Below are 22789 nucleotides of genomic sequence, written 5' to 3'. Positions count from 1 at the left end.
TGAGCAGGAGGAGTCCGTGACCCGGATCGTGGCCGGGACGCTCGGCGGGCGCCGGATCGCCGCCCCGCCCGGGGCGGGCACCCGGCCCACCTCGGACCGGGTCCGCGAGGCGCTGTTCAGCGCCGTGCAGGCCGAGGTGGACCTGACGGGCGCCCGCTTCGCCGACCTCTACGCGGGGTCCGGCGCGGTCGGCCTGGAGGCACTCTCCCGGGGCGCCGCGCACGTGCTGCTGGTGGAGTCCGACCCGCGGGCGGCCCGGGTGATCCGGGAGAACGTCGCGGCGTTGCGCGCCGCCCCGGCCGCCCGGCTGGTCACCGGCAAGGTGGCCACGGTGCTGGCGGCCGGCCCGGACGGCGACCCGTACGACGTGGTCTTCGCCGACCCGCCCTACTCGGTGTCGGACGCGGAGGTCACCGCGATGCTCGCCGCGCTGGTCGACGGCGGCTGGCTGGCCCCCGACGCCCTGGTCGTGGTGGAGCGGTCCAGCCGCACCGGGCCGGTCGGGTGGGGGGACGGTGTCACCGGCGAGCGCAGCCGCCGGTACGGCGAGACCACCCTTTGGTACGGTCGCCGATCATGAGACGTGCGGTGTGTCCCGGCTCGTTCGATCCGGTCACCAACGGACACCTCGACATCATCGGCCGGGCGAGCCGCCTGTTCGACGAGGTGATCGTGGGCGTGCTGGTGAACCAGTCGAAGAGCGGCCTGTTCACCGTCGAGGAGCGCATCGACATGCTCCGCGAGGTGACCGCCTCCTACGACAACGTCCGGGTCGAGTCGTTCCGTGGCCTGCTGGTCGACTTCTGCCGGGCGCAGCAGGCGAGCGTGCTGATCAAGGGCCTGCGGGCGGTCAGCGACTTCGACTACGAGCTGCAGATGGCGCAGATGAACATCGGCCTGGCCGGCGTCGAGACCTTGTTCATGCCGACCAACCCGCTCTACTCGTTCCTCTCCTCCAGCCTGGTCAAGGACGTGGCGAAGTGGGGCGGCGACATCTCCGCCCACGTGCCCGACCGGGTTCGGGAGGAGTTGCGGGCCCGCCTCGCGCCGCCGGCCCGCGACTGACCTCCGCCGCGCCACCGGGCGGTCGGGCGCGCCGGCCCCGACCGTCCGCCGGCTCCTGCCCGCCGCCCGCCCCGCCGGGGTCGGCGGGACGGGCGGCGCGACGCGCCGGGCCGGGGTGAGAGGCGCGGTGTGGCCGGGGCGCGACATGATGTGTGGAGCGGGAACCCGGCCGTAGCCCGCATCATGTAGGTCGGCCCGACGAACGACAGGAGTGAGCTACCGGTGGACTCGCTCGATCGCATCGACGAACTGATCGCCATGGTGGAGCAGGCGCGTTCCGTCCCGATGTCACGCAACAACTGCATGGTCGACCGGGGCGAGTTCATCGCGGCCCTCGACGAGCTGCGCGCCGAACTCCCGGTGGAGGTGCGCAAGGCCGTCGCGCTGCTGGAGGAGCGGGACAAGATCATGGAGGCCGGCAAGCGGGAGGCCGACCGGATCATCAGCGAGGGTGAGGCGGAACACGCCCGCCTGGTCTCGGTGAACGAGATCACCGTCTCCGCCGAGCACGAGGGCGCCCGGATCATCGCGGAGGCCCGGGCCGAGGCGCAGCGCCTGCGCGAGGAGGTCGACGACTACGTCGACACCGCGCTGGCCAACTTCGAGCAGTTCCTCACCCGGGCGTTGGCCTCGATAGAGCGCGGCCGGGACAAGATGCACGCGCTGCGGGAGATCGGCACCTTCGCTGGGGACGAGGCGGAACGCCCGCTACCCTTCTGAACGGCACCTCACCAGCCGACGGACGGGGCGGGCGTCGCCCCCGGTTCGACGGTCCGGCGGTCGCCCAGGTAACCTTTTTTGTCGGCCTCTCACCGGCCGGAGTCTGACTATGCCCAAACACACGCCTTCCACACTCAACCCCAGGTCGCCGCTGGTCCTCGACGCGAGGGAGCTGCCGCGCCGGCCTGGTGCGTTGCGTACGGTCAAGCGGGTGGCACCGGCACCGGCGGACCTCGGCGTGGAGTTGATCGGCGTGCCGGAGGGCGCGGACCTCGACCTCGACCTGAGGTTGGAGTCGGTGTCCGAGGGCGTGCTCGTCTCGGGGACCGTCACCGGTCCCGTGCGGGGCGAGTGCGGCCGGTGCCTGCGCGAGATCAACGACTCGGTGGCCGTGCGGATCCAGGAGCTGTACGCGTACGAGAACAGCACCACGGACTCCACGACCGACGAGGACGAGGTGGGCCGGATGCAGGGAGACCTGATCGACCTGGAGCCGGCGCTGCGGGACGCGGTGGTGCTCGCGCTGCCGACCAACCCGCTCTGCCGGGAGGACTGCCCAGGCTTGTGCCCCGACTGCGGGGTGCACTGGGATGATCTGCCGGCCGACCACAGTCACCAGCAGATCGACCCGCGATGGGCGGGCCTGTCGCAACTGACCCGTAAAGAGGAGTAGGAACCGTGGCCGTCCCCAAGCGCAAGATGTCGCGCAGCAACACCCGCGCCCGCCGGGCGAACTGGAAGGCTGCCGTGGTCGCGACCGTGGCCTGCCCGCAGTGCAAGTCCGCCAAGCTGCCGCACGCCGCCTGCTCCGTCTGCGGCACCTACAACGGCCGCCAGGTCCTCGAGGTCTGACCTGGACGCCGAGTGACGCCCCCGACCGCAGGTCGGGCGGCGCGCGCACCCTGGCGAACGCCCGGTGCCCCGGCTCCCACCGACGCCGGCCGGCCTGGTCCGGCCGGCGTCACGGTGGAGCCGGGCACCGCGCGGATCGCCGTTGACCTCCTCGGCGGGGACGACGCTCCCGACGTCGTGGTTGACGGCGCTCTGCGGGCCGTGCGCGCCGATCCTGACCTGCACCTGCTGCTCGTCGGCCCGGCCGAGGTCGCCGGCGAGGTGGTCCACGCCCTCGACCCGGCGCAGCGCGCCCGGGTCGCCGTCCGGCCGGTCCGCACCGCCGTGAGCATGGCCGACCACCCCGTGGCCGCCCGCTCCGACAGCACCGTCCGCGCCGCCGTGCACGCCGTTCGCGACGGCGCCGCGGACGCCCTCGTCTCTGCCGGCTCGACCGGCGCCACCGTCACCGCGGTCGCCCTCGGCCTCGGCCGCTGGCCGGACGTACGCCGTCCCGCGCTGGTCGCCACCCTGCCGGCCGTCGCGGGCCCGGTGGTCCTGCTCGACGTCGGCGGCTCGCTCGAGCCGCGCCCGGCCACCCTCGCCCGGCACGCCGTCCTCGGCGCGGCCTACGCCGCGGTGGCGCACGCCGTCGGGACCCCGCGCGTCGGGCTGCTCTCGGTCGGCACGGAGGCCGGCAAGGGTGACCGTGCCCGCCGGCTCGCCGATCCCGTCCTCGCCGCCGCGTCGCTGCCCTGCGGTGGTCGCTACGTCGGCCTCGTCGAGGGGTATGACGTCTCCCTCGGCGCGCGCGCGGATGTGGTGGTGACCGACGGCTTCACCGGTAACGTGCTGCTCAAGGCGATCGAGGGCGCGTACGCGATGGCCGGCGGGCCCCCGCCCGGCGGTGGCGCCCCCCGGGCAGCCGCCCTGCTCGGGGTGGCCGGCACGGTGGTCGTCTGCCACGGCGCGGCCCGTCCCGAGGACGTCGCCTCCGGCATCGCCCTGGCCGCCCACCTCTGGCGGCGGCGCGCCGCCGACCAGGTCCGCGCGCTGCTCGACGGCACCGAGGCGGGCGACCGCGAGGAATGCACCGACCGCACCACCGACACCGAGGTACCCACATCATGAGCAACGACAAGCGGCGGCGGGCGTCCGTCGGTCACCTGGAAGCCGCGTTCGGCGTCAGCCTGGATCCGGAGCTGCTGGAGCGCGCGCTGACCCACCGCTCGTACGCGTACGAGAACGGCGGCCTGCCCACCAACGAGCGGCTGGAGTTCCTCGGCGACTCGGTGCTCGGCGTGGTGATCACCACCGCGCTGTTCCACAACCACCCCGACCTGCCCGAGGGGCAGCTGGCCAAACTGCGGGCCAGCGTGGTCAACATGCGCGCCCTCGCCGACGTGGCGCGCGGCCTGGGCCCGGACGGGCTCGGCGCCTACCTGCTGCTCGGCAAGGGGGAGGAGACCACCGGCGGCCGGGACAAGGCGAGCATCCTCGCCGACACCCTGGAGGCGCTGCTCGGCGCGATCTACCTCCAGTACGGTCTGGACACCGCGGCGATCGTCATCCACCGGCTGTTCGACCCGCTGATGGCCGAGTCGGCCGGGCGGGGCGCCGCCCTGGACTGGAAGACCAGCCTCCAGGAGCTGACCGCGGCGCTGGGGCTCGGTGTGCCCGAGTACCGCATCGAGGGCACCGGGCCGGACCACCTCAAGACCTTCACCGCCTGGGTGGTGGTCGCCGGCAACCGCTACGGCGGGGCCGACGGGCGGAGCAAGAAGGAGGCCGAGCAGCGGGCCGCTGAGGCGGCCTGGCGCACGCTCACCGAGCAGGCCGAGCAGGCCGAGCAGGCCGAGCGGGCCGAGCAGGAGCGGGCCGAGCGGGAGCGGGCCGAGCAGGAGCGGGCCGAGGCGGCCGCCGAGGCGGCGGGCGCCGAGGTCGAGGCGGGCCTGGGCCGTGCCTGAGCTGCCGGAGGTCGAGACGGTCCGGCAGGGGCTGGCCCGGTGGGTCACCGACCGGCGGATCGCCTCCGTCGAGGTGCACCACCCCCGCGCGGTGCGCCGGCACGCCCCCGGCGGCGGGCACTTCGCCGACGTGCTGGCCGGCCGGACGGTGCGCGACGTGCGCCGGCGGGGCAAGTACCTGTGGCTGCCGCTGGACAGCGGGGACGCCGTCGTCGGGCACCTGGGCATGTCGGGCCAGCTGCTGGTGCAGCCGGCCGACGCGCCCGACGAGACGCACCTGCGCGTCCGGTTCCGCTTCGCCGACGACGGGCCGGAGCTGCGCTTCGTCGACCAGCGCACGTTCGGCGGGCTGTCGGTCTCCGCGGGCGGCGCGGAGCTGCCGGCGGAGATCGCGCACATCGCCCGTGACCCGATGGACCCGGAGTTCTCCGACGCGTCGTTCGCCGCCGCGCTGCGCCGGCGGCGTACGGAGGTCAAGCGCGCCCTGCTGGACCAGACGCTGATCTCCGGGGTGGGCAACATCTACGCCGACGAGGCGCTGTGGCGGGCGAGGCTGCACGGCGCCCGCCCCACCGACGCGCTGACCGGCCCGGCCGCGCTGCGGCTGCTGGGCCACGTCCGGGACGTCCTGGCCGAGGCGATCAAGTCCGGCGGCACCAGCTTCGACGCCCTCTACGTCAACGTCAACGGGGAGAGCGGCTACTTCGACCGGTCGCTGAACGTCTACGGCCGGGAGGGCCTGCCGTGCCACCGCTGCGGCGCGCCCGTGCGTCGGGAGGCGTTCATGAACCGTTCGTCGTACAGTTGCCCGCGCTGTCAGCCCCGCCCCCGGGGGGCCCTTCGGGGATGACCCCGAGGCGTTTCCGGGTCGCCGTCGGCGCGTCGGCCCCGGCCGGTCGGGGATCGCCCTCCCGACACGCCGGTTTCGGCCCGACTCGCCCGGCCGGACCGTCGTTCAGTCCGCGTACAGGTTCCGGGGAAGGGCCGGGGCCGTTCCCTGATGTCCCGGGCCCGTTCCGTCCATAGCGTCAACCCCGTTGACAGGGGTTGACGTGACAGGGGGACCCGGAATGGGGGCAAGACCGGTGACGGTGCGGCTGGCGCGGTGGAGCGCGGAGCATCCGTGGCGGGCCATCGCGCTGTGGGTCGTGTTCGTGGCGGTGTGCTTCGTCGGCGGGAACGCCGCGGGACTCAAGGAGGCGACCGGCGCCGACCAGGCCGTCGGCGAGTCGGGCCGGGCGGGGCTGATCGTGGACGCCGGCGACTTCGCCGACCCGGCGGTGGAGAACGTCCTGATCACGGCGCGCGGCGGCACGCTGGACCCCGTCGCCGCGAAGGCCGCCGCCGCCGACGCGGCGACCGAACTGCGTTCGGTGACCGGAGTCGCCTCGGTGGGGGAGCCGGTGACGGCGCGGGACGGCTCCGCGCTGCTGGTGCCGATCACGATGTCGGGTGACGCGGAGACCGCGTCCGACCGGGTGCAGCCGCTGCGGGACGCCACCGCCCGGGTGCAGGAGGGGCACCCGCAGCTGCGCGTCGAGCAGGTCGGCGGCCCGTCGATCAGCAAGGCGCTGAACGACACGCTCGGCGAGGACTTCAAGCGGGCCGAACTGCTGAGCCTGCCGGTGACCCTGGCCATCCTGATCATCGCGTTCGGGGCGCTGATCGCCGCCGGCGTGCCGGTGCTGCTGGCGCTCTCCTCGGTCGCCGCGGCGATGGGGCTCTCCACCCTCGCCTCGCACCTGGTGCCGGCGACCGACACGACGGCCAGCGTCATCCTGCTGATCGGCATGGCGGTCGGGGTCGACTACTCGCTGTTCTACGTGCGGCGCGAGCGGGAGGAGCGGGCGAAGGGGCGCTCCGGCCTCGACGCGGTGGAGATCGCCGCGGAGACCTCCGGTCACGCCGTCGTGGTCTCCGGCTTCGCCGTGATGATCTCGATGGGCGGGCTGCTGCTCGCCAACGACGCCATCTTCTCCTCCCTCGCGGTGGGCTCGATGCTGGTGGTCGCGGTCGCGGTGATCGGCTCGCTGACTGTGCTGCCGGCGCTGCTGGCCAAGCTCGGCCGCTGGGTCGACCGGCCCCGGGTGCCGCTGCTGTGGCGGCTCACCGCCCCGCGTACCGGGCGGCACGGCGAGGCGAAGCCGAGGTTCTGGCCGGCCGTGCTGAAGCCCGCGCTGCGGGCGCCGGTGGCCACCCTGGTGATCTCGGTCGGGCTGCTGCTCGCCCTGGCCACGCCCGCGCTCGGCATGAAGATGAAGTTTCCCGGCATGGAGGACCTGCCGCGCAGCACGCCGGCCATGCAGGCGTACGACCGGCTCACCGCGGCGTTCCCGAGCAGCGGCACCAGCCACACGGTCGCGGTGCGGGCGCCGGCGGCCGAGGCGGACCGGGTCGCGGCGGCGCTGACCGCGCTGGCCGGCGCGGCGTCGGCCGACCCGCTCTTCGCGCCGACCGAGGCGGACGGCCCGAAGATCGAGGTGTCGGCGGACCGGCGGGTGTCGGTGCTGGAGGTCGCCACCCCGCACGCCAGCCGCACCGACGAGGCGGCCCGCTCCCTGGAGCGGCTGCGCGACGACCTCGTCCCGGCCGCGCTCGGCGCGGTGCCCGGCGTGGAGTACGCGGTCGGCGGGGACATCGCCGACAGCGAGGACTACTCGCAGCACATCCGCGACAAGCTGCCGGTCGTCATCGGCTTCGTGCTGGTACTGACCTTCGTGGTGATGGTGCTGACGTTCCGCTCGGTGGTGATCGCGCTCAGCTCGATCCTGCTCAACCTGCTCTCCGCCGGTGCCGCGTACGGGCTGCTGGTGCTGGTCTTCCAGGGCGACTGGGCCGAGGGCCTGCTCGGCTTCACCTCGATGGGTGCGATCGTCACCTGGCTGCCGCTGTTCCTCTTCGTGGTGCTGTTCGGGCTCTCGATGGACTACCACGTCTTCGTGGTCAGCCGGATCCGCGAGGGCGTCCGGGCCGGCATGTCGAACCGGGACGCGGTGGCGTACGGCATCACCTCGTCGGCTGGCGTGGTGACCAGCGCGGCGATCGTGATGGTCGGGGTCTTCTCGATCTTCGCCACGCTGAGCACGATCGACATGAAGCAGCTCGGCATCGGCCTGGCGGCGGCGATCCTGCTGGACGCCACGATCATCCGCGCGGTGGTGCTGCCGGCGCTGATGACCATGCTCGGCGACGCGAACTGGTGGGCCCCGAAGTTCCTGCGGGGGCGCCCCGCGAAGGCCCCCACGGACCCGCCGGCTCCGACCCCGGAGCTGGTCGGCGCCCGCTGACCCACGCCACACCAGGGGCCGGACCGCACCCGCGGTCCGGCCCCTGCCGTCCGTCCGTCGGTACGCGCGGCGGGTCCTGCCGTCGGGCCGACCTCCGTGCGGGGCGACCGGCCGGGCACGTGGTGTGTGCGGGGCGGCCGGCATGGCCCGGGTGCGTGACGGTCGGCGTCAGAACACCGGGCAGGAGGCCCGCCAGGCACCCAACTCCCGGTCCTTGCGGATCGAGGAGAAGCCGTAGCCCACCGTGGTGACGCAGAAGTCCGTGGTCGAGCCGGTGTACTCGGCGTGGAACACCGGCTTGCCCGCCTCGACGAAGGGCAACAGCTTGGCGCACAGGCCCAGCCGCACGCATTCCTCGTTGACGGCGAAGTCGAAGTCCGGCGCCAGGGCGGCCACCTGGGGCACGTCGTTGACCAGGCCGGGGGAGAGATCCAGGGACCGGGCCAACTCGGCGAGCCGGCGGTTGAACAGCAACTGGTCGTCGAAGCCGAGCGGGAAGCCGGCGCGGTGGGCGTACCCGTCGGCGTCGGCGAGCGCGACCGCGCCGAAGCCCTTGCCCCGGCACAGCCGGAGCCGGTCCGCCAGCACCGGCCGCAGCGAGTCCCACTGCCGTACGTCGAGCCAGCGGCTCTGCGGGCGACGGGCCGCGGCGCCCCACACGGTGGCCGGGAAGCGGCTCGCGTCCGGATCCGTGGGCAGGACCGAGCCGACGTGCACCTGGCAGACCAGCCGGCGGTCGCGGGACCGCAGCTCGGCGGTCTGCGCGGCGGTGGTGGCGACCGGGTCGAGCAGGAAGACGTCGGCGTCGACGGTCGGGTCGAGTACGCCGCTGAGCTGCCACTGCCACCGCCACCGGCCGGCCGACTCCGCCGGCCAGGTGGTCGGGGCGCCGGGCGGGGGGAGCGCGACCCGGCAACCGCCGACCGTGGCCAGCAGCGCGAGGACGACGCAGGCGGACAGGACGCGGCGCGGGCCCCGCCCGACGGCGCGCGTACGCGGCCGGATCCGCATCGGCAAGCTCCCGGGTGCCGGGGCGGCGGGAGTGCCGCCCGGAGCGGGTACGCCGGTCCGGCGTACCTCACCCGGTCAAACGAGCGCGGACCCGGCCACGACTCGCGTTCAGCGCGGCGCGGCGAAGACCTGCGTCCAGTACGGCCCGTTGCTGCTCGCCACGCCGACGCCGATCTCGGTGAAGGCGCAGTTCAGGATGTTGGCCCGGTGACCGGAGCTGTTCATCCAGGCGTCCATCACCGCGGCCGGCGTCTTCTGGTTCCAGGCGACGTTCTCGCCGTACGTGCGCCAGGCGTAGCCGACCCGGTCCAGCCGGTCTCCGGCGTCGCTGCCGTCGCTGCCGGTGTGCGACATGTTCCGGTGGTCCGCCTGGTCCTGGCTGTGCCGCTGGGCGGCGGTCATCAGCTTGTCGTCGATGCTCAGTGCCCCGCAGCCGGCCTTGGCGCGCTCGGCGTTGACCAGGTTCACCACCTCGCGGGCCTGGGCGCTGACCCCGCTGCTCACGGGGGCCTTCGTGCCGCCGCCGGACGGCGCGCTGCTCCGCTCGGTGCGCCGCGAGGGCGCGGTGGAGCGCGAGGGCACCGGCGTGGGCCTGGTGGCCTTCGTGGGCGACGGGGCGGGCCTGGCGGTGGTCGGCGCGGTGCTCGGGGTGGAAGCGGTCAGCGCGTCGCCGGGCGTCCCCGGCAACGCCGGGGCGGCGGCGATCGTGTCGTCGACGGCGGTCGGGTCGGTCTCCGGGCCGTCGCCGCCCAGCGCGACCGCGCCGACGCCGAGGCTCACCACCAGCGTGGCGGCCGCGGCGGCGCCACCGATCAGCACGGGGCGGGGGAAGCGGCGGTGGCGGCGGTGCCGGCCCTCGGCGGGTGTCGTCCCGGCGTCGGTGTCCTGGTGCGTCCCGAGGTCGATCGGGGCGGTCGGGGCGTCGACCGGCCAGCCGCCGGCCGCCCGCTCGCCGGGCGGGGGCGCGTCCGTCCCGTACGGCCCGCCGTCCCGCAGGTCGGCGTCGGCGTGCCAGCGGACGCCCGGCTCGCCCTGCCAGGCGGCAACCGGCTCGGCCTGCCAGGTGGCGGCCGGCGCGGCGGGCCCGGCCGGCCACGTCCCGGTCGGCTCGTCCCGCCAGCGCTCGGTGGGCTCGTCCCGCCAGCGCCCGGTGGGCTCGGCGGCGTCGGCGGGTCCAGCCTGCCAGCGCGCGGCGGGCTCGGCCTGCCGGTGTGCGGCCGGCTCGGCGGGCTCGGCCTGCCAGCGGGCGGTCGGCTGGTCGCGGTGCCACTCGTCGGCGGGTCGGTCCGGGTCGTCCCCGAACAGGTAGGCCGACCTCGGCTCCGGACGGTCGGTCAGCCAGGCCGGCTCCTCGCTGCGCGGCTGCTCGGGGTGCCGGGCGGCGCCGTCCGGGTCGTTCGGGTCGGTCCAGCGGTACACGCCTCTGCCTCCAAGGGGTTTCGGGTGCGGGCGGAGTGACGCTACGTGGGGGGCCTGAGCAGCGGCAACGTGGCTAAGGAAGAGTTAAGGGGGAGTCGGACGGCCGGGTAGGGACTTCCCGGGATCCGGGGCGTAGAGTCAAGGTGTCCGGACAGAGAGTGTCCGCGCCTTGTGGCAGCCCCCCGGCAAGTGGACAGGTCGACGTGGAAATGATCTACGGCCTGCGGGAACTTGACGAAGGAGGGGGTATCGGCTCAATATATAGGTGTCGCCAGTCGCGCCCGGTCATGCCCAGAATCGCCTGGAATGACAGCCGCGTACACATTGGGCGCGCGTTGGCCGGCCTTTCCGGCAGCGCATATCAAGGAGTCATCATGGCCAAGGCCCTGTACGGCCACGTAGGTGCGGCGCCCGATCGGCGTCTGCTCGACGAGGTCACCCGACTGCGTGCCACGGTTCGGGCACTGGAGTTCGAGATCACGCGGTTGCGTGCCGAGAACGATCGGCTCGCGGCGGCTGCGGCGGAGGCGGACGATCTGCTCCGTCTGGCCGAGCCCGCGCTGACCTGAGCTCCGGGATCGAAAAACTGAATCGCACCACGCAAAAAAGCGCGCCGACACTTCTGTGCCGGCGCGCAGCTCTGTCCGCGCCCCTTTTCGCCGGCACCAATTCGCGATCTTGTGTGGATCTGTCGGGGACCGGCGAAAATGGTCCTCCCGACGTCGCCCGGCGTACCCCGGCTGGCCCGCCGCACGGCGCGGCCGGGCGCCCGGCAGGCGGGTCGCGTGCCGGGCGGCCGTCGGTCCCGGGTTAGTCTGCGGGTTCACCCAGGTCCGCGCAGCCGGCGACGGTACGGCGGCCACCGGACGAGGATCGAGAAGGTGTATCTCAAGAGCCTGACGGTGAAGGGCTTCAAGTCCTTCGCCTCCGCGACGACGCTGAAGCTGGAGCCCGGGATCACCTGCGTGGTCGGCCCGAACGGCTCCGGCAAGTCCAACGTCGTCGACGCCATCGCCTGGGTGCTCGGCGAGCAGGGCGCCAAGGCGCTGCGCGGCGGCAAGATGGAGGACGTCATCTTCGCCGGCACCGCCGGCCGGGCCCCGCTGGGCCGGGCCGAGGTGACCCTGACGATCGACAACACCGACGGCGCGCTGCCGATCGAGTACACCGAGGTGTCGATCACCCGCCGGATGTTCCGCTCCGGCGAGAGCGAGTACGAGATCAACGGCGACTCCTGCCGGCTGCTCGACATCCAGGAGCTGCTGTCGGACTCCGGCATCGGCCGGGAGATGCACATCATCGTCGGGCAGGGCCGGCTCGACGGCATGCTGCACGCCAAGCCGGAGGACCGGCGGGCGTTCATCGAGGAGGCTGCCGGCGTCCTCAAGCACCGCAAGCGCAAGGAGAAGGCGCTGCGGAAGCTCGACGCGATGCAGACCAACCTCAACCGGCTCACCGACCTCACCGCCGAGCTGCGCCGCCAGCTCAAGCCGCTGGGCCGGCAGGCCGAGGTGGCCCGGCGCGCCGCCGCCATCCAGGCGAACCTGCGCGACGCCCGGCTGCGGCTGCTCGCCGACGACCTGGCCACCCTGCGCGCCACCCTGGACCGGGAGATCGCCGACGAGACCGCGGTGCGCGAGCGGCGGGAGCAGGTCGAGGCCGAGCACACCGAGGTGCAGTCCCGCCTCGCCGAGCTGGAGGCCGCCCTCGCCGAGGACGCGCCGCTGCTGGCCGCCGCGCAGGACACCTGGTACAAGCTCTCCGCCCTCTCCGAGCGGTTCCGCTCCATCGAGCAGCTCGCCCGGGAACGGCTGCGGCACCTCAGCGCCACGCCGGACGACGAACGCCCCGGCCGCGACCCGGACCAGTTGGAGGCCGAGGCCGAGCGGGTCCGCGAGCAGGAGGAGGAGCTGCGCGCCGCGCTCACCGACGACCAGATCCGGCTCGCCGAGGCGGTGGAGCACCGCCAGGAGCTGGAACGGCAGCTCGCCGCCGCCGAACGCGAGCTGGTCGCCGCCGCGAAGGCGATCGCCGACCGGCGGGAGGGGCTGGCCCGGCTGACCGGTCAGGTCAACTCCGCCCGGGCCCGGACCACCAGCGCGGGCGAGGAGATCGAACGGCTCGCCGCCGCGCACGCCGACGCGCTCGGCCGCGCGGAGCAGGCGCAGGCCGAGCTCGACGCGGTGGCGGAGCAGTCCACCGAGGCGGACCGGGACAACGCCGACCTCGACGCCCGGCACGCCGAGGCGGCCGCCGCCCTGGAGCGGGCGCAGGCCACCGTGCGGTCGCTGACCGACGCCGAGCGGTCGGCGGAGAAGGACGCCGCCACCTGGAAGGCCCGGGAGGAGGCGCTCGCCCTGGGCCTGCGCCGCAAGGACGGGGCGGGGGCGCTGCTGGCCCGCGCCGACGAGGTCCCGGGCCTGCTGGGCAGCCTGGCCGGGCTGCTCACCGTCGCCCCCGGGCAGGAGGCCGCGCTCGCCGCCGCGCTCGGCGGGCTCGCCGACGCGGTCGCGGTCAGCGGCGTCGACGAGGCCGTCGAGGCCATGCGGCTGCTGAAGATCTCCGACGCCGGCCGGGCCGGCCTGCTGGTCGGCAGCCCCGCCGGCCCCGGCATGGACGCCCACCCCGACGCGCTGCGGCCGAAGCTGCCCGACGGCGCCCGCTGGGCGCCCGACCTGGTGGAGTGCGCCCCGCAGCTTCGACCGGCGGTGCACCGGGCGCTGCGCGACGTGGTGCTGGTCGACGACCTCGCCGCCGCGGCCGAGGTGGTCGCCGGCAATCCCGAGTTGCGCGCGGTCACCCCGGACGGCGACGTGGTGGGCGCGTACGCGGCGGCCGGCGGGTCGGCCAAAGCGCCCAGCTTCATCGAGGTGCAGGCGGCGGTCGAGGAGGCCCGGTCGAACCGGCTCGCGGCCGAGCGGACCGGCGCGGAGCTGCGCGAACAGCTCGTCGACGCCCGCGCCGAGGTGGCCGCCGCGAAGGAGACCGTGCAGCACGCCGCCGCCGCCAAGCGGGAGGCGGAGAGCCACCGCAACGCCGCCGCCCGGCGGCTGGCCGAGCTGGGCGGGGCCGCCCGCTCCGCGAAGGCCGAGACCGACCGGCTCGGCGAGTCCCGGGCCCGCGCCGAGGCGGCCCGGGAGCGGGACCTGCTCACCCTGGCCGAGCTGGAGGAACGGCTGCGGCTGGCCGAGGAGACCCCGGTCGACGCGGAACCCTCCACCGAGGACCGCGACCAGCTCGCCGCGATGGTGCCGCAGGCGCGACAGAACGAGATGGAGGTCCGGCTGGCGGTGCGTACGGCCGAGGAGCGGGTCTCCTCGATCGCCGGTCGCGCCGACTCGCTGCGCCGGCAGGCCACCGCCGAGCGGGCCGCGCGGGAACGCGCGGCGGCGCGGCGGGCGGCGCGGACGCGCGGCGCGGGGATCGCCCGGGCCGTGGCGGGCGGCGCCCGCGAGGCCCTCACCCGGCTGGCCACCTCCATCGCCGCGGCGGAGGAGCACCGCGACGCCGTGGCGCGCGAGCGCGCCTCCCGCGAGGCCGAGCTGCAGGAGGTACGCGGCGCGGCCAAGCGGCTCGGCGCGGAGCTGGAGCGGCTGACCAGCCAGGTGCACCGGGACGAGGTGGCCCGCGCCGAGCAGCGGCTGCGCATCGAGCAGCTGGAGGCGAAGGCCGCGGAGGACTTCGGGCTGGACGTGGAGACCCTGGTCGCCGAGTACGGCCCGCACCAGCCCGTCCCGCCCACCCAGGCCGACGTGGCGGCGGCCGAGCGGGACGGCCTGCCGGTGCCCGAGCCGGCGCGCTACGAGCGTCCGGTGCAGGAGAAGCGGGCCGCCAAGGCGGAACGGGAACTGACCCTCCTCGGCAAGGTCAACCCGCTCGCGCTGGAGGAGTTCGCCGCGCTGGAGGAGCGCTACAAGTTCCTCTCGGAGCAACTGGAGGACCTCAAGGCCACCCGCCGCGACCTGCTCACCGTGGTCAAGGACGTCGACGACCGGATCCTGGAGGTCTTCGCCAGCGCGTTCGAGGACACGGCCCGGGAGTTCCAGCAGGTCTTCACCGTGCTCTTCCCCGGCGGCGAGGGCCGGCTCGTGCTCACCGACCCGGAGGACCTGCTCACCACCGGCGTCGAGGTGGAGGCCCGCCCGCCGGGTAAGAAGATCAAGCGGTTGTCGCTGCTCTCCGGCGGCGAGCGGTCGCTGACCGCGGTGGCGATGCTGGTGGCGATCTTCCGCGCCCGGCCCAGCCCGTTCTACATCATGGACGAGGTGGAGGCGGCGCTCGACGACGTCAACCTGGGCCGGCTGATCACGCTGCTGGCCCAGTTGCGGGAGAAGAGCCAGCTCATCGTCATCACGCACCAGAAGCGGACGATGGAGGTCGCCGACGCCCTGTACGGCGTGACCATGCGCAACGGGGTGACCCAGGTGATCAGCCAACGGCTCAACCGGGCCGACGGGGACGACGAGCGGCGCGGCCGCGGCGAGGAGAACGAGTAGTGGGTCGGGAACGCGCCACGGCGCTCCTGGTGGACTTCGACGGCGTCCTGCGACGCTGGGACCCGGCGGTGGCCGCCGGCGTGGAGCGGGAGTACGGCCTCTCCGAGGGCGTACTCACCGAGATCGCCATGCAGTGGGGGCGGCTCCAGCCGGTGCTGACCGGCCAGGTCAGCCACGCCGACTGGATGACCAGCGTCGCCGACGCGCTGGCCGGGCCGGCCGGCGGGCCGGAGCGCGCCCGGGCCGCGGTCGAGCAGTGGCAGCGCTACCGGGGCGAGGTGGACACCGAGGTGCTCGACTTCGTCCGCGGGGTGCGCGCCGGCGGCCTCCCGGTCGGCCTCGCCACCAACGCCACCGACCTGCTCGACGACGACCTGGCCGCGCTCGGCCTGGTCGGCGAGTTCGACGCGGTGGTCAACTCGTACCGGCTCGGGGTGAACAAGCCGGCCAAGGAGTACTTCCAGGCCGCCTGCCGGGCGGTGGCCACCCCGCCGGACCGGGTGCTCTTCGTCGACGACGAGGACTGGTCGGTGCGCGGTGCCCGGGCCGCCGGGCTGTCGGCGCTCCGCTGGACCGGCCGCCCCGAGGACCTGCGCTACCTGCGGGCGGCGCTGGCGTACTGAGGCCTGCCCCGGCTGGCCCGCTCGGCCGTGGTGCGGGGGCTGCCGGGCCGGCGGCGTGGGGCTCCCCGGTGCCGGTGGGCGGCGCCGGCGGGCCTGGCGCGGCGCCGCCCGGGGCGGTCAGTCGCCGGTGACGCCGTCGATGCGTTCGCGGATCAGGTCGGCGTGGCCGTTGTGCCGGGCGTACTCCTCGATCATGTGCACGTAGACCCAGCGCAGGTTGAACGTCCGGCGCTTCGGGCCGACCTCGGTGAAGGTGTCGTCGAGCGAGCGGCCCGCCGCGGCGGCCCGGGCCAGCTCCACCTCCCGGTGGAACGTGGCGAGGTCGGCCTCCGCGTCGGCGGTGCTGACGTCGTGGTCGGCGTCCGGGTTGTCGGGGGTGAAGTAGGGGTAGTCGACGCGCTCGCCGGCGAAGTTCTCCCGGAACCACCAGGCCTCCACCTCGGCCAGGTGCCGGACCAGCCCGAGCAGGGTCAGCCCGGAGGGCTCGACGCTCGGCGTCCGCAACTGCTCGGCGGTCAGCCCGGCGCACTTGAGCAGCAGCGTCTGCCGGTGGTAGTCCAGCCAGCCTTCCAGGATGGTGCGTTCGTCGCCGACGTACGGCTCGGGGGTCCGGGTGATCTCCGGTGCTCTCCAGGTCATGCCGGCCATCCTCGCCGGCCCGACCGACAACCCGCGACCGCATATCCGCCGTGACCCGTCCCGGCGTCAGGACGTGTCCGGGCTCCGCGGCGCGCCGCCGCACCGCGACGTGTCCGGGCTCCGCCGCGCCGCGACGTGTCCGGGCTCCGCCGCGCCGCGACGTGTCAGGGCACCACGACGACCGGCCAGCGGCCGGCCCGGACGAGGCGGGTGGCGACCGAGCCGACCAGCCGGTGCCCGGCCTGCTCGGAGCAGCCGACGACCACCAGGTCCGCCCGGAACTCGTCGGCCGCCGCGCGCAGTTCGGCGTACGCGTCCCCGCGCCGGCGCAGGAAGGTGACCGGCAGGCCGAGTTCCTCGGCGCCGCGCCGGCACTCCCGGCGCAGCTCGGCCGTCAGCTCGTCGTGGCAGCGCTGCACCTCCCCGGCGTCCAGGCCCGGCACGAGCGTGGTCAGCCCGGGTGCGGGGCTGACGTGGACCACCACCAGGGCAGAGCCCTGCCGGCGGGCCAGCCCGGCCGCGTACCAGCCGGCGCGCTCCGAGGTGCGGGTGCCGTCCACGCCGACCAGCACGACCCTCGGCCCGTCCGTGCCGCGCTCGTAGGGCCCGGGCCGGGTGCGCGGGCCGTACTCCTCCCGTTCCGGCGCGTCCGTGCTCATGCCAGCTCCGTCCTCTCCGGTTGCCCTAGGCAACAACTGGGCCGGGCGCAGCCCTATTCCGGCGGCCTAGAAGTACTCCTCGTTGAAGCGGCGCAGCAGCCGGGCGAAGTCCCCGACGTCCGCCGCCGACCAGGTGCCCAGGGTCTGCCGGAAGCGTTCGAGCCGGCCGCCCTGCGCCGCGTCGAACCGGCGCTGCCCCTCCTCGGTCAGGCTGAGCCGCGCGGCGCGCCGGTCGGCCGGGTCCGGGTCGCGCCGGACCAGGCCCAGGCCCTCCAGCCCGTGGATCTGCCGGCTCAGCGTCCCCTTGCCGACGCCGAGCCGGGCGGCCAGGTCGGTGAGCCGGACCGAGCCGCACCGGCGCAGCCACAGCAGCAGCCCGTACGCGTCGGGCTCCAGGCCGGGGTGCACCTCCCGGGCGAGTTCCGAGGAGACGGCCCGCCCCCGGCGCAGCAGGGCGGTCAGCTCGTGCTCCACCGCCCGCATCGCCTCCGGCAGGTGCTCGTCCACGGTGGTCAGGGTACGGCGGGCGGTCTCAGGCGCCTGGAGCCAGCCGCTGCCGCATCACCTCGCGCAGGTGGCCGTCGCTGGTGGTGCCCTCGATGGTCACCTCGGCCGCCCGCCCGGTGTGCACCAGCGTGGCGACCGCGTTGCCGAAGTAGGGGCCGGCCAGCCGCTTCCAGCGGAACGGCGGGCGGCGTACCCCGGCCGAGCGGGCGAGCGCCCGGGCGGCTCCGGCCGGCCCGGACGACCAGCCCAGCCGCATCAGCGGGCGCATCCCGGCGGGCACCTGGTTGTGGATGGGCGAGCAGGTGAGCTGGTGCACCGGGGTGACCACGCTCCGGTCGTCGAACCGGGCCCGCGCCACGTACGAGTGGTGCACGTCACCGGAGAGCACGCTGATCGACGCCGGCGGCGCGTACGCCGGGCCGGCCCCGACCCGGTCGCCGGGCTCGCCGGGGGTGCCGCTGCCGATCCGGGCGAACAGCGCGCCGAGCGCGTCGAACGAGCGGCGGAACGCGGCCCAGTGCTCCAGGTCCAGCCCCCGGCGCAGCCTCTCCGACAGGCGCCCGAGCCAGCGCCGCCGCGAGTCGGCGAGCTTCTCGTTCCACGCCTCCACGTGGTGGATGCCCGGCGGCAGCAGCCAGGGCAGCGAGGCGCCCACCACGAGGTGGTCGTAGACGCCGTGGGCCCGGTCGAGGAACCACGACCACTCGCCCGGGGGCAGCATCGCCCGCCGGCCGGGCTCCAGCACCCGGCTGCACCGGTTGTCCAGCATCACCAGCCGGGTCCGGCCCAGGTCCAGCGCGTAGCTCCACTGGTACTGCACGGCCCGCCACCGCTCGGTGTCGTGGGCGAGGTCGGCCTCGGTGTCGACCCGCTGGCCGAACTCGCGCAGCACGCCGGTGGCGTCCTCCGCCGCGCTGACCTTCGCGAAGACCGGGTCGGCGGCGATCTCGTCGGGGGAGAGGTTGCCCAGGTGCTGGTAGACCCAGTAGGAGGCGAGGCCGCTGGTGATCCGCTCCGCCCACCAGGGCTGGTCGCGCATGTCCGCCCGCCAGGCGGCCGAGGTGTTCCAGTCGTCGATGATCTCGTGGTCGTCGAAGATCATCACGCTCGGCACGGTGGAGAGCAGCCAGCGGATCTCCGGGTCACGCCAGGACTCCAGGTAGAGCTTGGTGTACTCGTCGAAGCTGACCACCTGGTCGCTGGGCGCGCCCCTGGGCCGCCGGCGGCGCCGCTTCAGCAGCCGCCGCACCGTGGGGGAGGTCACGTCCGCGTAGACCTGGTCACCGAGGAGCACCAGCAGATCGGGCAGGCCGGCCGGGTCGGGGTCGGCCATCAGCCGCCGGGCGTACGCGTCGAGCGCGTCCGGGGGCAGCCGGCGGGTGGTGGCGTGCTGGGTGGTCTCCCGGCACGATCCGAAGATCAACCGGACCGGCTGGTCGAGGTCGTCGGCCGCCCGGGTGCGGATGACGCTGGGCGGGAACCCGCTCCTCGGCACCGGCCAGGCGACCTCGTCGTCGATCAGCACCTCGTAGCTGGTGGCGCTGTCGGGCGTGAGCCCCTCCACCACGACGAGCGCGTAGTGGTGGTCGTACGCGGAGAAGGTGGGCGCGGTGCCGCGGGCGCCGTCGGCCGTGCGGACGGTGACCACGGCGGGCGCGCTGGTCTCGACCCAGACGGTGGCCCGCGTGTCGACCACCCGCCGCAGCAACGGGCCGATGAGCAGGTGTGCCGCGGGCATGGTCGACCTCCAGGTAAGCGGACTTCACTTTTACTACCCGGCCGGCGGTCGCACCACTGCTGGCTGTGACCGAGCCTACCGCCGGCTCCCGGACGGGCCCGCCGGGAGCGGTGGCTGGGACAGCATCGCCGGCATCTGACAGGATTCCGGCATGACCGAATACCTCCTCATCGCACTCGCCCTGCTCGGCGTGCTGATCCTTGGCGGCATCGGGCTGGTCGTGCCGCGGCTGCGCCGGCGCCCGGAGCCGCCGCTGCCCGAGACGGAGGTCGAGACCCGGGCCGAGGAGGGTCTCGCCGGCCCGCCGGTGGCGGCGCCGGAGGCCGAAATCTCCACCGGGATCCTGGTGGAACCGCCGGTCGTGGAAGCCCCGGCCCCGGTGCTGGAGGTGCCCGAGCCGACCGCCGGGCGGCTGGTCCGGCTGCGCTCCCGGCTGTCCCGCTCGCAGAACGTTTTCGGCAAGAGCCTGCTCGGCCTGCTCAGCCGCGACCACCTGGACGAGGACACCTGGGAGGAGATCGAGGACAGCCTGATCACCGCCGACGTCGGCATCGACGCCACCCGGGAGATCGTCGACCGGCTGCGCGAGCGCACCCGGGTGCTCGGCACCCGGTCCGGCACCGAGCTGCGCGCCCTGCTCGCCGCCGAGCTGGTCAACGCCCTCGACCCGACGTTGGACCGTTCGCTGCACACCGCGCCCAAGGACGGCGTGCCGGCCGTGCTGCTGGTGGTCGGCGTCAACGGCGCCGGCAAGACCACCACCTGCGGCAAGGTCGCCCGGGTGCTCGTCGCCGACGGCCGGAGCGTGATCCTCGGCGCGGCCGACACCTTCCGTGCCGCCGCCGCCGACCAGCTGGAGACCTGGGCCGGCCGCGTCGGGGCCGAGACCGTGCGTGGTCCGGAGGGGGCCGACCCGGCCAGCGTCGCCTTCGACGCGGTCAAGCGCGGCATCGATACCGGCGTGGACACGGTGCTGATCGACACGGCCGGCCGGCTGCAGAACAAGGTCGGCCTGATGGACGAGCTGGGCAAGGTCAAGCGGGTGGTGGAGAAGCACGGCCCGATCGACGAGACGATCCTGATCCTGGACGCCACCACCGGGCAGAACGGGCTGGAGCAGGCCCGGGTCTTCACCGAGGTGGTCAACGTGACCGGCGTGGTGCTCACCAAGCTCGACGGCACCGCCAAGGGCGGCATCGTGATCGCCGTGCAGCGCAAGCTGGGCATCCCGGTGAAGCTGGTCGGGCTCGGCGAGGGCAAGGACGACCTCGCCCCGTTCGACCCCGCGCAGTTCGTCGACGCGCTGCTCGGTACCGAGCCGCTCGCCCGGGACGCGTAACCTCGCAGTGACGAGCAACGATCGCGCCTACGCCGGATGGCGCGACCCCAGCCACCCGTCGCAGCGCCTCGGGAGACCGTACGTGACTTCGCAGGAGATCCCGCTGCACGGCGGGAACGTCAGCACCGTGGTGCGGGTCGGCGACACGGTCCGGCGCAACGCCGGGCCGTGGACGCCCTCGGTGCACGCCCTGCTGCGCCACCTGGAGTACGTCGGGTTCACCGGCGCCCCCCGCGCGCTCGGCATGGACGAGCGCAACCGGGAGGTCCTGTCGTACCTGGAGGGGGAGTGCGGGGAATACCCGCTGGCCCCGCACTGGGTCACCGACGAGGCCCTGGTGACCGTCGCCACCATGCTGCGGATGTTCCACGACGCCCAGTACGGCTTCGTGCCGCCGCCGGGGGCGGTGTGGCGCTCGTTCGGCCCGCCGCCGCCGGACACCGAGGTGATCTGCCACCACGACGCCGCCCCGCACAACGTCATCTGGCGGCCCGACGGCACCCTCGGGCTGATCGACTTCGACCTCGCCTCGCCCGGCGCCCGGATCTACGACGTGGCGTACGCGGCCTGGACGTGGGTGCCGATCTTCTCCGACCGCGACTCGATCACGCTCGGCTGGAAGCATCCCGACCGGCCGCGCCGGCTGCGCCTCTTCGCGGACGCGTACGGGCTGATCCCGCGGGACCGGCACCGGCTGATCCGGACCATCCGCAAGAGGATCGTGGACCACGTCGAGGGCATCCGCCGGATGGCCGCCGCCGGTGAGCCGGCCTTCGTCCGGATCGTGCACAAGGGGCACCTGCGCCGGCCGATGCGGGACCTGCGGCTGCTCGACTACGAGCGCAACGCCCTCGAGTACGCGCTGCGCTGACCGGTCCGTGCCGCCGGGGGCCGTTCCTGCCGGCGGTGAGGTTGTCTTCACACGTCCGAAACAAGGCGTCACCGTCCGGAAATCGACGGGTGACGCTGGGGGAAACAGGGAGCGAGCAGGCTTCCGCGCATCCGGCGTACGGGCGACGCTGCCCCGGAAGCCGGGAAGGAGGGACTTCACCTTTAGGAGGCCGGCGTGCCCGACGCACCCACGATCGATTCCGGCAACACCGTCTGGTTGCTGGTGTCGACGGCGCTCGTGCTGCTCATGACGCCCGGACTGGCGCTGTTCTACGGCGGCCTGAACCGGGCCAAGGGTGTACTGAACATGATGATGATGAGCTTCTCCGCGATCGGGCTCATCTCCGTTTTGTGGTGGTTCTACGGTTTCAGCATCGCGTTCGGCAGCGATGTCAACGGCTTCTGGGGCGACCCGGGCGCCTACCTCGGCACCAAGACCTTCCTCGCCGAGACCGACCTCTGGGGCGCGACGGCGGAGAACCCGAGCGGCATCGGCGTCCCGCTCTACGTGTTCATGGCCTTCCAGATGGTCTTCGCCGTGATCACCGTCGCGCTGATCAGCGGCGCGATCTCCGACCGGGCGAAGTTCGCCGGCTGGCTGCTGTTCGCGTTCGGCTGGGCGACGCTGGTCTACTTCCCGGTCGCGCACTGGGTGTGGGGCGGCGGCATCATCGGCGGCGACATCCACGCGCTCGACTTCGCCGGCGGCACCGCCGTGCACATCAACGCCGGCGCGGCGGCCCTGGCCCTGGCCCTGGTGCTCGGCAGGCGGCTCGGCTGGCCCCGGGAGGGCATGAAGCCGCACAACATCCCGCTCGTCGCGCTCGGCGCCGGGCTGCTCTGGTTCGGCTGGTTCGGTTTCAACGCCGGTTCCGAGCTCACCGTCGACTCGGTCGCCGGCCTGGCCTTCATCAACACCCAGCTCGCCACCGCCGCCGCGGTGCTCGGCTGGATCGCCGTCGAGTGGATCAAGGACAGGAAGCCGACCCTGGTCGGTGCCTCGTCCGGCGCCGTCGCCGGCCTGGTCGCCATCACCCCGGCCTGCGGCTTCGTCGCACCCTGGGCGGCGGTGCTGCTCGGCGTCGTCGCCGGGGCGGTCTGCGCGCTGGCGATCAGCCTCAAGTACAAGCTCGGCTACGACGACTCGCTCGACGTGGTCGGCGTGCACTTCGTCGGCGGCTGGATCGGGTCGCTCTGGCTCGGCCTGTTCGCCACCAACTCGGTCAACGGCGCGATCACCGACGTGATCGGCGCCTCGGACGGCCTGTTCTACGGTGGTGGGGTGACCCAGCTCGGCCGGCAGGCCCTGGCCGGCCTGATCGTCACCGTCTGGTCCTTCGCGGTGGCCTGGGTGCTCGCCGTCGCGATCGAGAAGACCATCGGCTTCCGGCTCCGCGCCGAGGACGAGGTCGGCGGCATCGACATCGCCGAACACGCCGAGAGCGGCTACGACCTGTCGCCGGCCGCGGGCGGCGGCGGCAGCGCCTTCGCCATGGCCGGGCTGACCGGCGCCAAGCAGACGGCGGCACCGGCCGCGCCCGCCGCGTCCCCCGCCGAGCCGGTCGACGAGAAGATCGCCGGTTAACGTTCCTGTGAT

21 protein-coding genes are annotated in these 22789 nt (G+C 74.2%); 15 read left to right on the top strand and 6 right to left on the bottom strand.

Features of this window, described 5'->3' with window-relative positions; all coding sequences use genetic code 11:
- The first annotated feature begins 16 nt into the window (after positions 1-16).
- From rsmD to ACGF5G_RS25085, 9 genes are all read left to right on the top strand, one after another.
- Positions 17-580, top strand: coding sequence for a 16S rRNA (guanine(966)-N(2))-methyltransferase RsmD (rsmD, locus tag ACGF5G_RS25125; protein ID WP_393266789.1), 564 nt, complete (start codon positions 17-19; stop codon positions 578-580).
- A complete protein-coding gene (coaD, locus tag ACGF5G_RS25120) occupies positions 577-1065 on the top strand; it encodes a pantetheine-phosphate adenylyltransferase (RefSeq protein WP_350704816.1) in 489 nt (162 codons plus the stop codon). The genes rsmD and coaD overlap by 4 nt, the downstream gene beginning before the upstream one ends.
- Before the next feature lie 222 nt (positions 1066-1287).
- A complete protein-coding gene (locus ACGF5G_RS25115; RefSeq protein WP_350680447.1) occupies positions 1288-1785 on the top strand; it encodes a hypothetical protein in 498 nt (165 codons plus the stop codon).
- A 109-nt stretch (positions 1786-1894) separates the two neighbouring features.
- On the top strand, positions 1895-2458 hold the full coding sequence (locus tag ACGF5G_RS25110; protein WP_357695289.1) for a YceD family protein: 564 nt from the start codon (positions 1895-1897) through the stop codon (positions 2456-2458).
- A gap of 5 nt (positions 2459-2463) precedes the next feature.
- Complete coding sequence (gene rpmF / locus ACGF5G_RS25105; protein WP_091096818.1) at positions 2464-2637, top strand: 50S ribosomal protein L32; 174 nt, start codon at positions 2464-2466, stop codon at positions 2635-2637.
- 114 nt (positions 2638-2751) lie between these two features.
- Entirely contained in the window at positions 2752-3747 is a 996-nt protein-coding gene (locus tag ACGF5G_RS25100) for a phosphate acyltransferase PlsX (RefSeq protein WP_393266785.1), read from the top strand.
- On the top strand, positions 3744-4583 hold the full coding sequence (gene rnc / locus ACGF5G_RS25095; protein ID WP_393266782.1) for a ribonuclease III: 840 nt from the start codon (positions 3744-3746) through the stop codon (positions 4581-4583). Before ACGF5G_RS25100 ends, rnc begins: the two co-directional genes overlap by 4 nt.
- Positions 4576-5433, top strand: a complete 858-nt coding sequence (gene mutM / locus ACGF5G_RS25090; RefSeq protein WP_393266779.1) for a bifunctional DNA-formamidopyrimidine glycosylase/DNA-(apurinic or apyrimidinic site) lyase — start codon at positions 4576-4578, stop codon at positions 5431-5433. Before rnc ends, mutM begins: the two co-directional genes overlap by 8 nt.
- Positions 5434-5653: 220 nt before the next feature.
- A complete protein-coding gene (locus tag ACGF5G_RS25085; RefSeq protein WP_393266777.1) occupies positions 5654-7870 on the top strand; it encodes an MMPL family transporter in 2217 nt (738 codons plus the stop codon).
- Positions 7871-8038: 168 nt separating this feature from the next.
- Here ACGF5G_RS25085 and ACGF5G_RS25080 read toward each other — a convergent pair whose 3' ends face one another.
- Positions 8039-8881, bottom strand: coding sequence for an endo alpha-1,4 polygalactosaminidase (locus ACGF5G_RS25080; protein ID WP_393266774.1), 843 nt, complete (start codon positions 8879-8881; stop codon positions 8039-8041).
- 108 nt (positions 8882-8989) lie between these two features.
- Positions 8990-10300, bottom strand: coding sequence for a CAP domain-containing protein (locus ACGF5G_RS25075; protein ID WP_393266771.1), 1311 nt, complete (start codon positions 10298-10300; stop codon positions 8990-8992).
- A 374-nt stretch (positions 10301-10674) separates the two neighbouring features.
- On the opposite strand from ACGF5G_RS25075, the gene ACGF5G_RS25070 reads away from it, so the two are divergent.
- The 3 genes from ACGF5G_RS25070 to ACGF5G_RS25060 all read left to right on the top strand — a co-directional run bounded on the left by ACGF5G_RS25070 (position 10675) and on the right by ACGF5G_RS25060 (position 15419).
- The gene (locus ACGF5G_RS25070) at positions 10675-10869 is read left to right on the top strand and encodes a hypothetical protein (RefSeq protein WP_091096806.1); all 195 of its coding nucleotides are present in this window, start codon (positions 10675-10677) and stop codon (positions 10867-10869) included.
- Between the two features lie 312 nt (positions 10870-11181).
- Positions 11182-14796 carry a chromosome segregation protein SMC gene (smc, locus tag ACGF5G_RS25065; protein ID WP_393266768.1) on the top strand — a complete coding sequence of 1205 codons (3615 nt, stop codon included), beginning with the start codon at positions 11182-11184 and terminating at the stop codon, positions 14794-14796.
- On the top strand, positions 14796-15419 hold the full coding sequence (locus tag ACGF5G_RS25060) for an HAD family hydrolase (RefSeq protein WP_393266765.1): 624 nt from the start codon (positions 14796-14798) through the stop codon (positions 15417-15419). Before smc ends, ACGF5G_RS25060 begins: the two co-directional genes overlap by 1 nt.
- A gap of 117 nt (positions 15420-15536) precedes the next feature.
- Here ACGF5G_RS25060 and ACGF5G_RS25055 read toward each other — a convergent pair whose 3' ends face one another.
- The 4 genes from ACGF5G_RS25055 to ACGF5G_RS25040 form a co-directional block, all read right to left on the bottom strand.
- Positions 15537-16058 carry a DinB family protein gene (locus ACGF5G_RS25055; RefSeq protein ID WP_363703019.1) on the bottom strand — a complete coding sequence of 174 codons (522 nt, stop codon included), beginning with the start codon at positions 16056-16058 and terminating at the stop codon, positions 15537-15539.
- 164 nt (positions 16059-16222) lie between these two features.
- Positions 16223-16717: a universal stress protein gene (locus tag ACGF5G_RS25050; protein ID WP_393266762.1), complete on the bottom strand. Its 495-nt coding sequence runs from the start codon at positions 16715-16717 to the stop codon at positions 16223-16225.
- Between the two features lie 66 nt (positions 16718-16783).
- Entirely contained in the window at positions 16784-17224 is a 441-nt protein-coding gene (locus ACGF5G_RS25045; protein WP_363703017.1) for a MarR family transcriptional regulator, read from the bottom strand.
- 25 nt (positions 17225-17249) lie between these two features.
- Positions 17250-18962, bottom strand: coding sequence for an alkaline phosphatase D family protein (locus tag ACGF5G_RS25040; protein WP_393266759.1), 1713 nt, complete (start codon positions 18960-18962; stop codon positions 17250-17252).
- A gap of 151 nt (positions 18963-19113) precedes the next feature.
- Here ACGF5G_RS25040 and ftsY point away from each other — a divergent pair, with 151 nt between their 5' ends.
- From ftsY to ACGF5G_RS25025, 3 genes are all read left to right on the top strand, one after another.
- On the top strand, positions 19114-20301 hold the full coding sequence (gene ftsY / locus ACGF5G_RS25035) for a signal recognition particle-docking protein FtsY (protein ID WP_393266756.1): 1188 nt from the start codon (positions 19114-19116) through the stop codon (positions 20299-20301).
- Positions 20302-20308: 7 nt separating this feature from the next.
- Positions 20309-21172 carry an aminoglycoside phosphotransferase family protein gene (locus ACGF5G_RS25030; protein WP_357453396.1) on the top strand — a complete coding sequence of 288 codons (864 nt, stop codon included), beginning with the start codon at positions 20309-20311 and terminating at the stop codon, positions 21170-21172.
- A 195-nt stretch (positions 21173-21367) separates the two neighbouring features.
- Complete coding sequence (locus tag ACGF5G_RS25025) at positions 21368-22777, top strand: ammonium transporter (protein WP_393266753.1); 1410 nt, start codon at positions 21368-21370, stop codon at positions 22775-22777.
- The last annotated feature ends 12 nt before the right edge of the window (positions 22778-22789 follow it).

The sequence above is a fragment of the Micromonospora sp. NPDC047730 genome (assembly GCF_043204765.1).
In the GTDB taxonomy this organism is placed as follows: domain Bacteria; phylum Actinomycetota; class Actinomycetes; order Mycobacteriales; family Micromonosporaceae; genus Micromonospora.
This window is presented reverse-complemented; position numbering and strand designations above follow the sequence as displayed.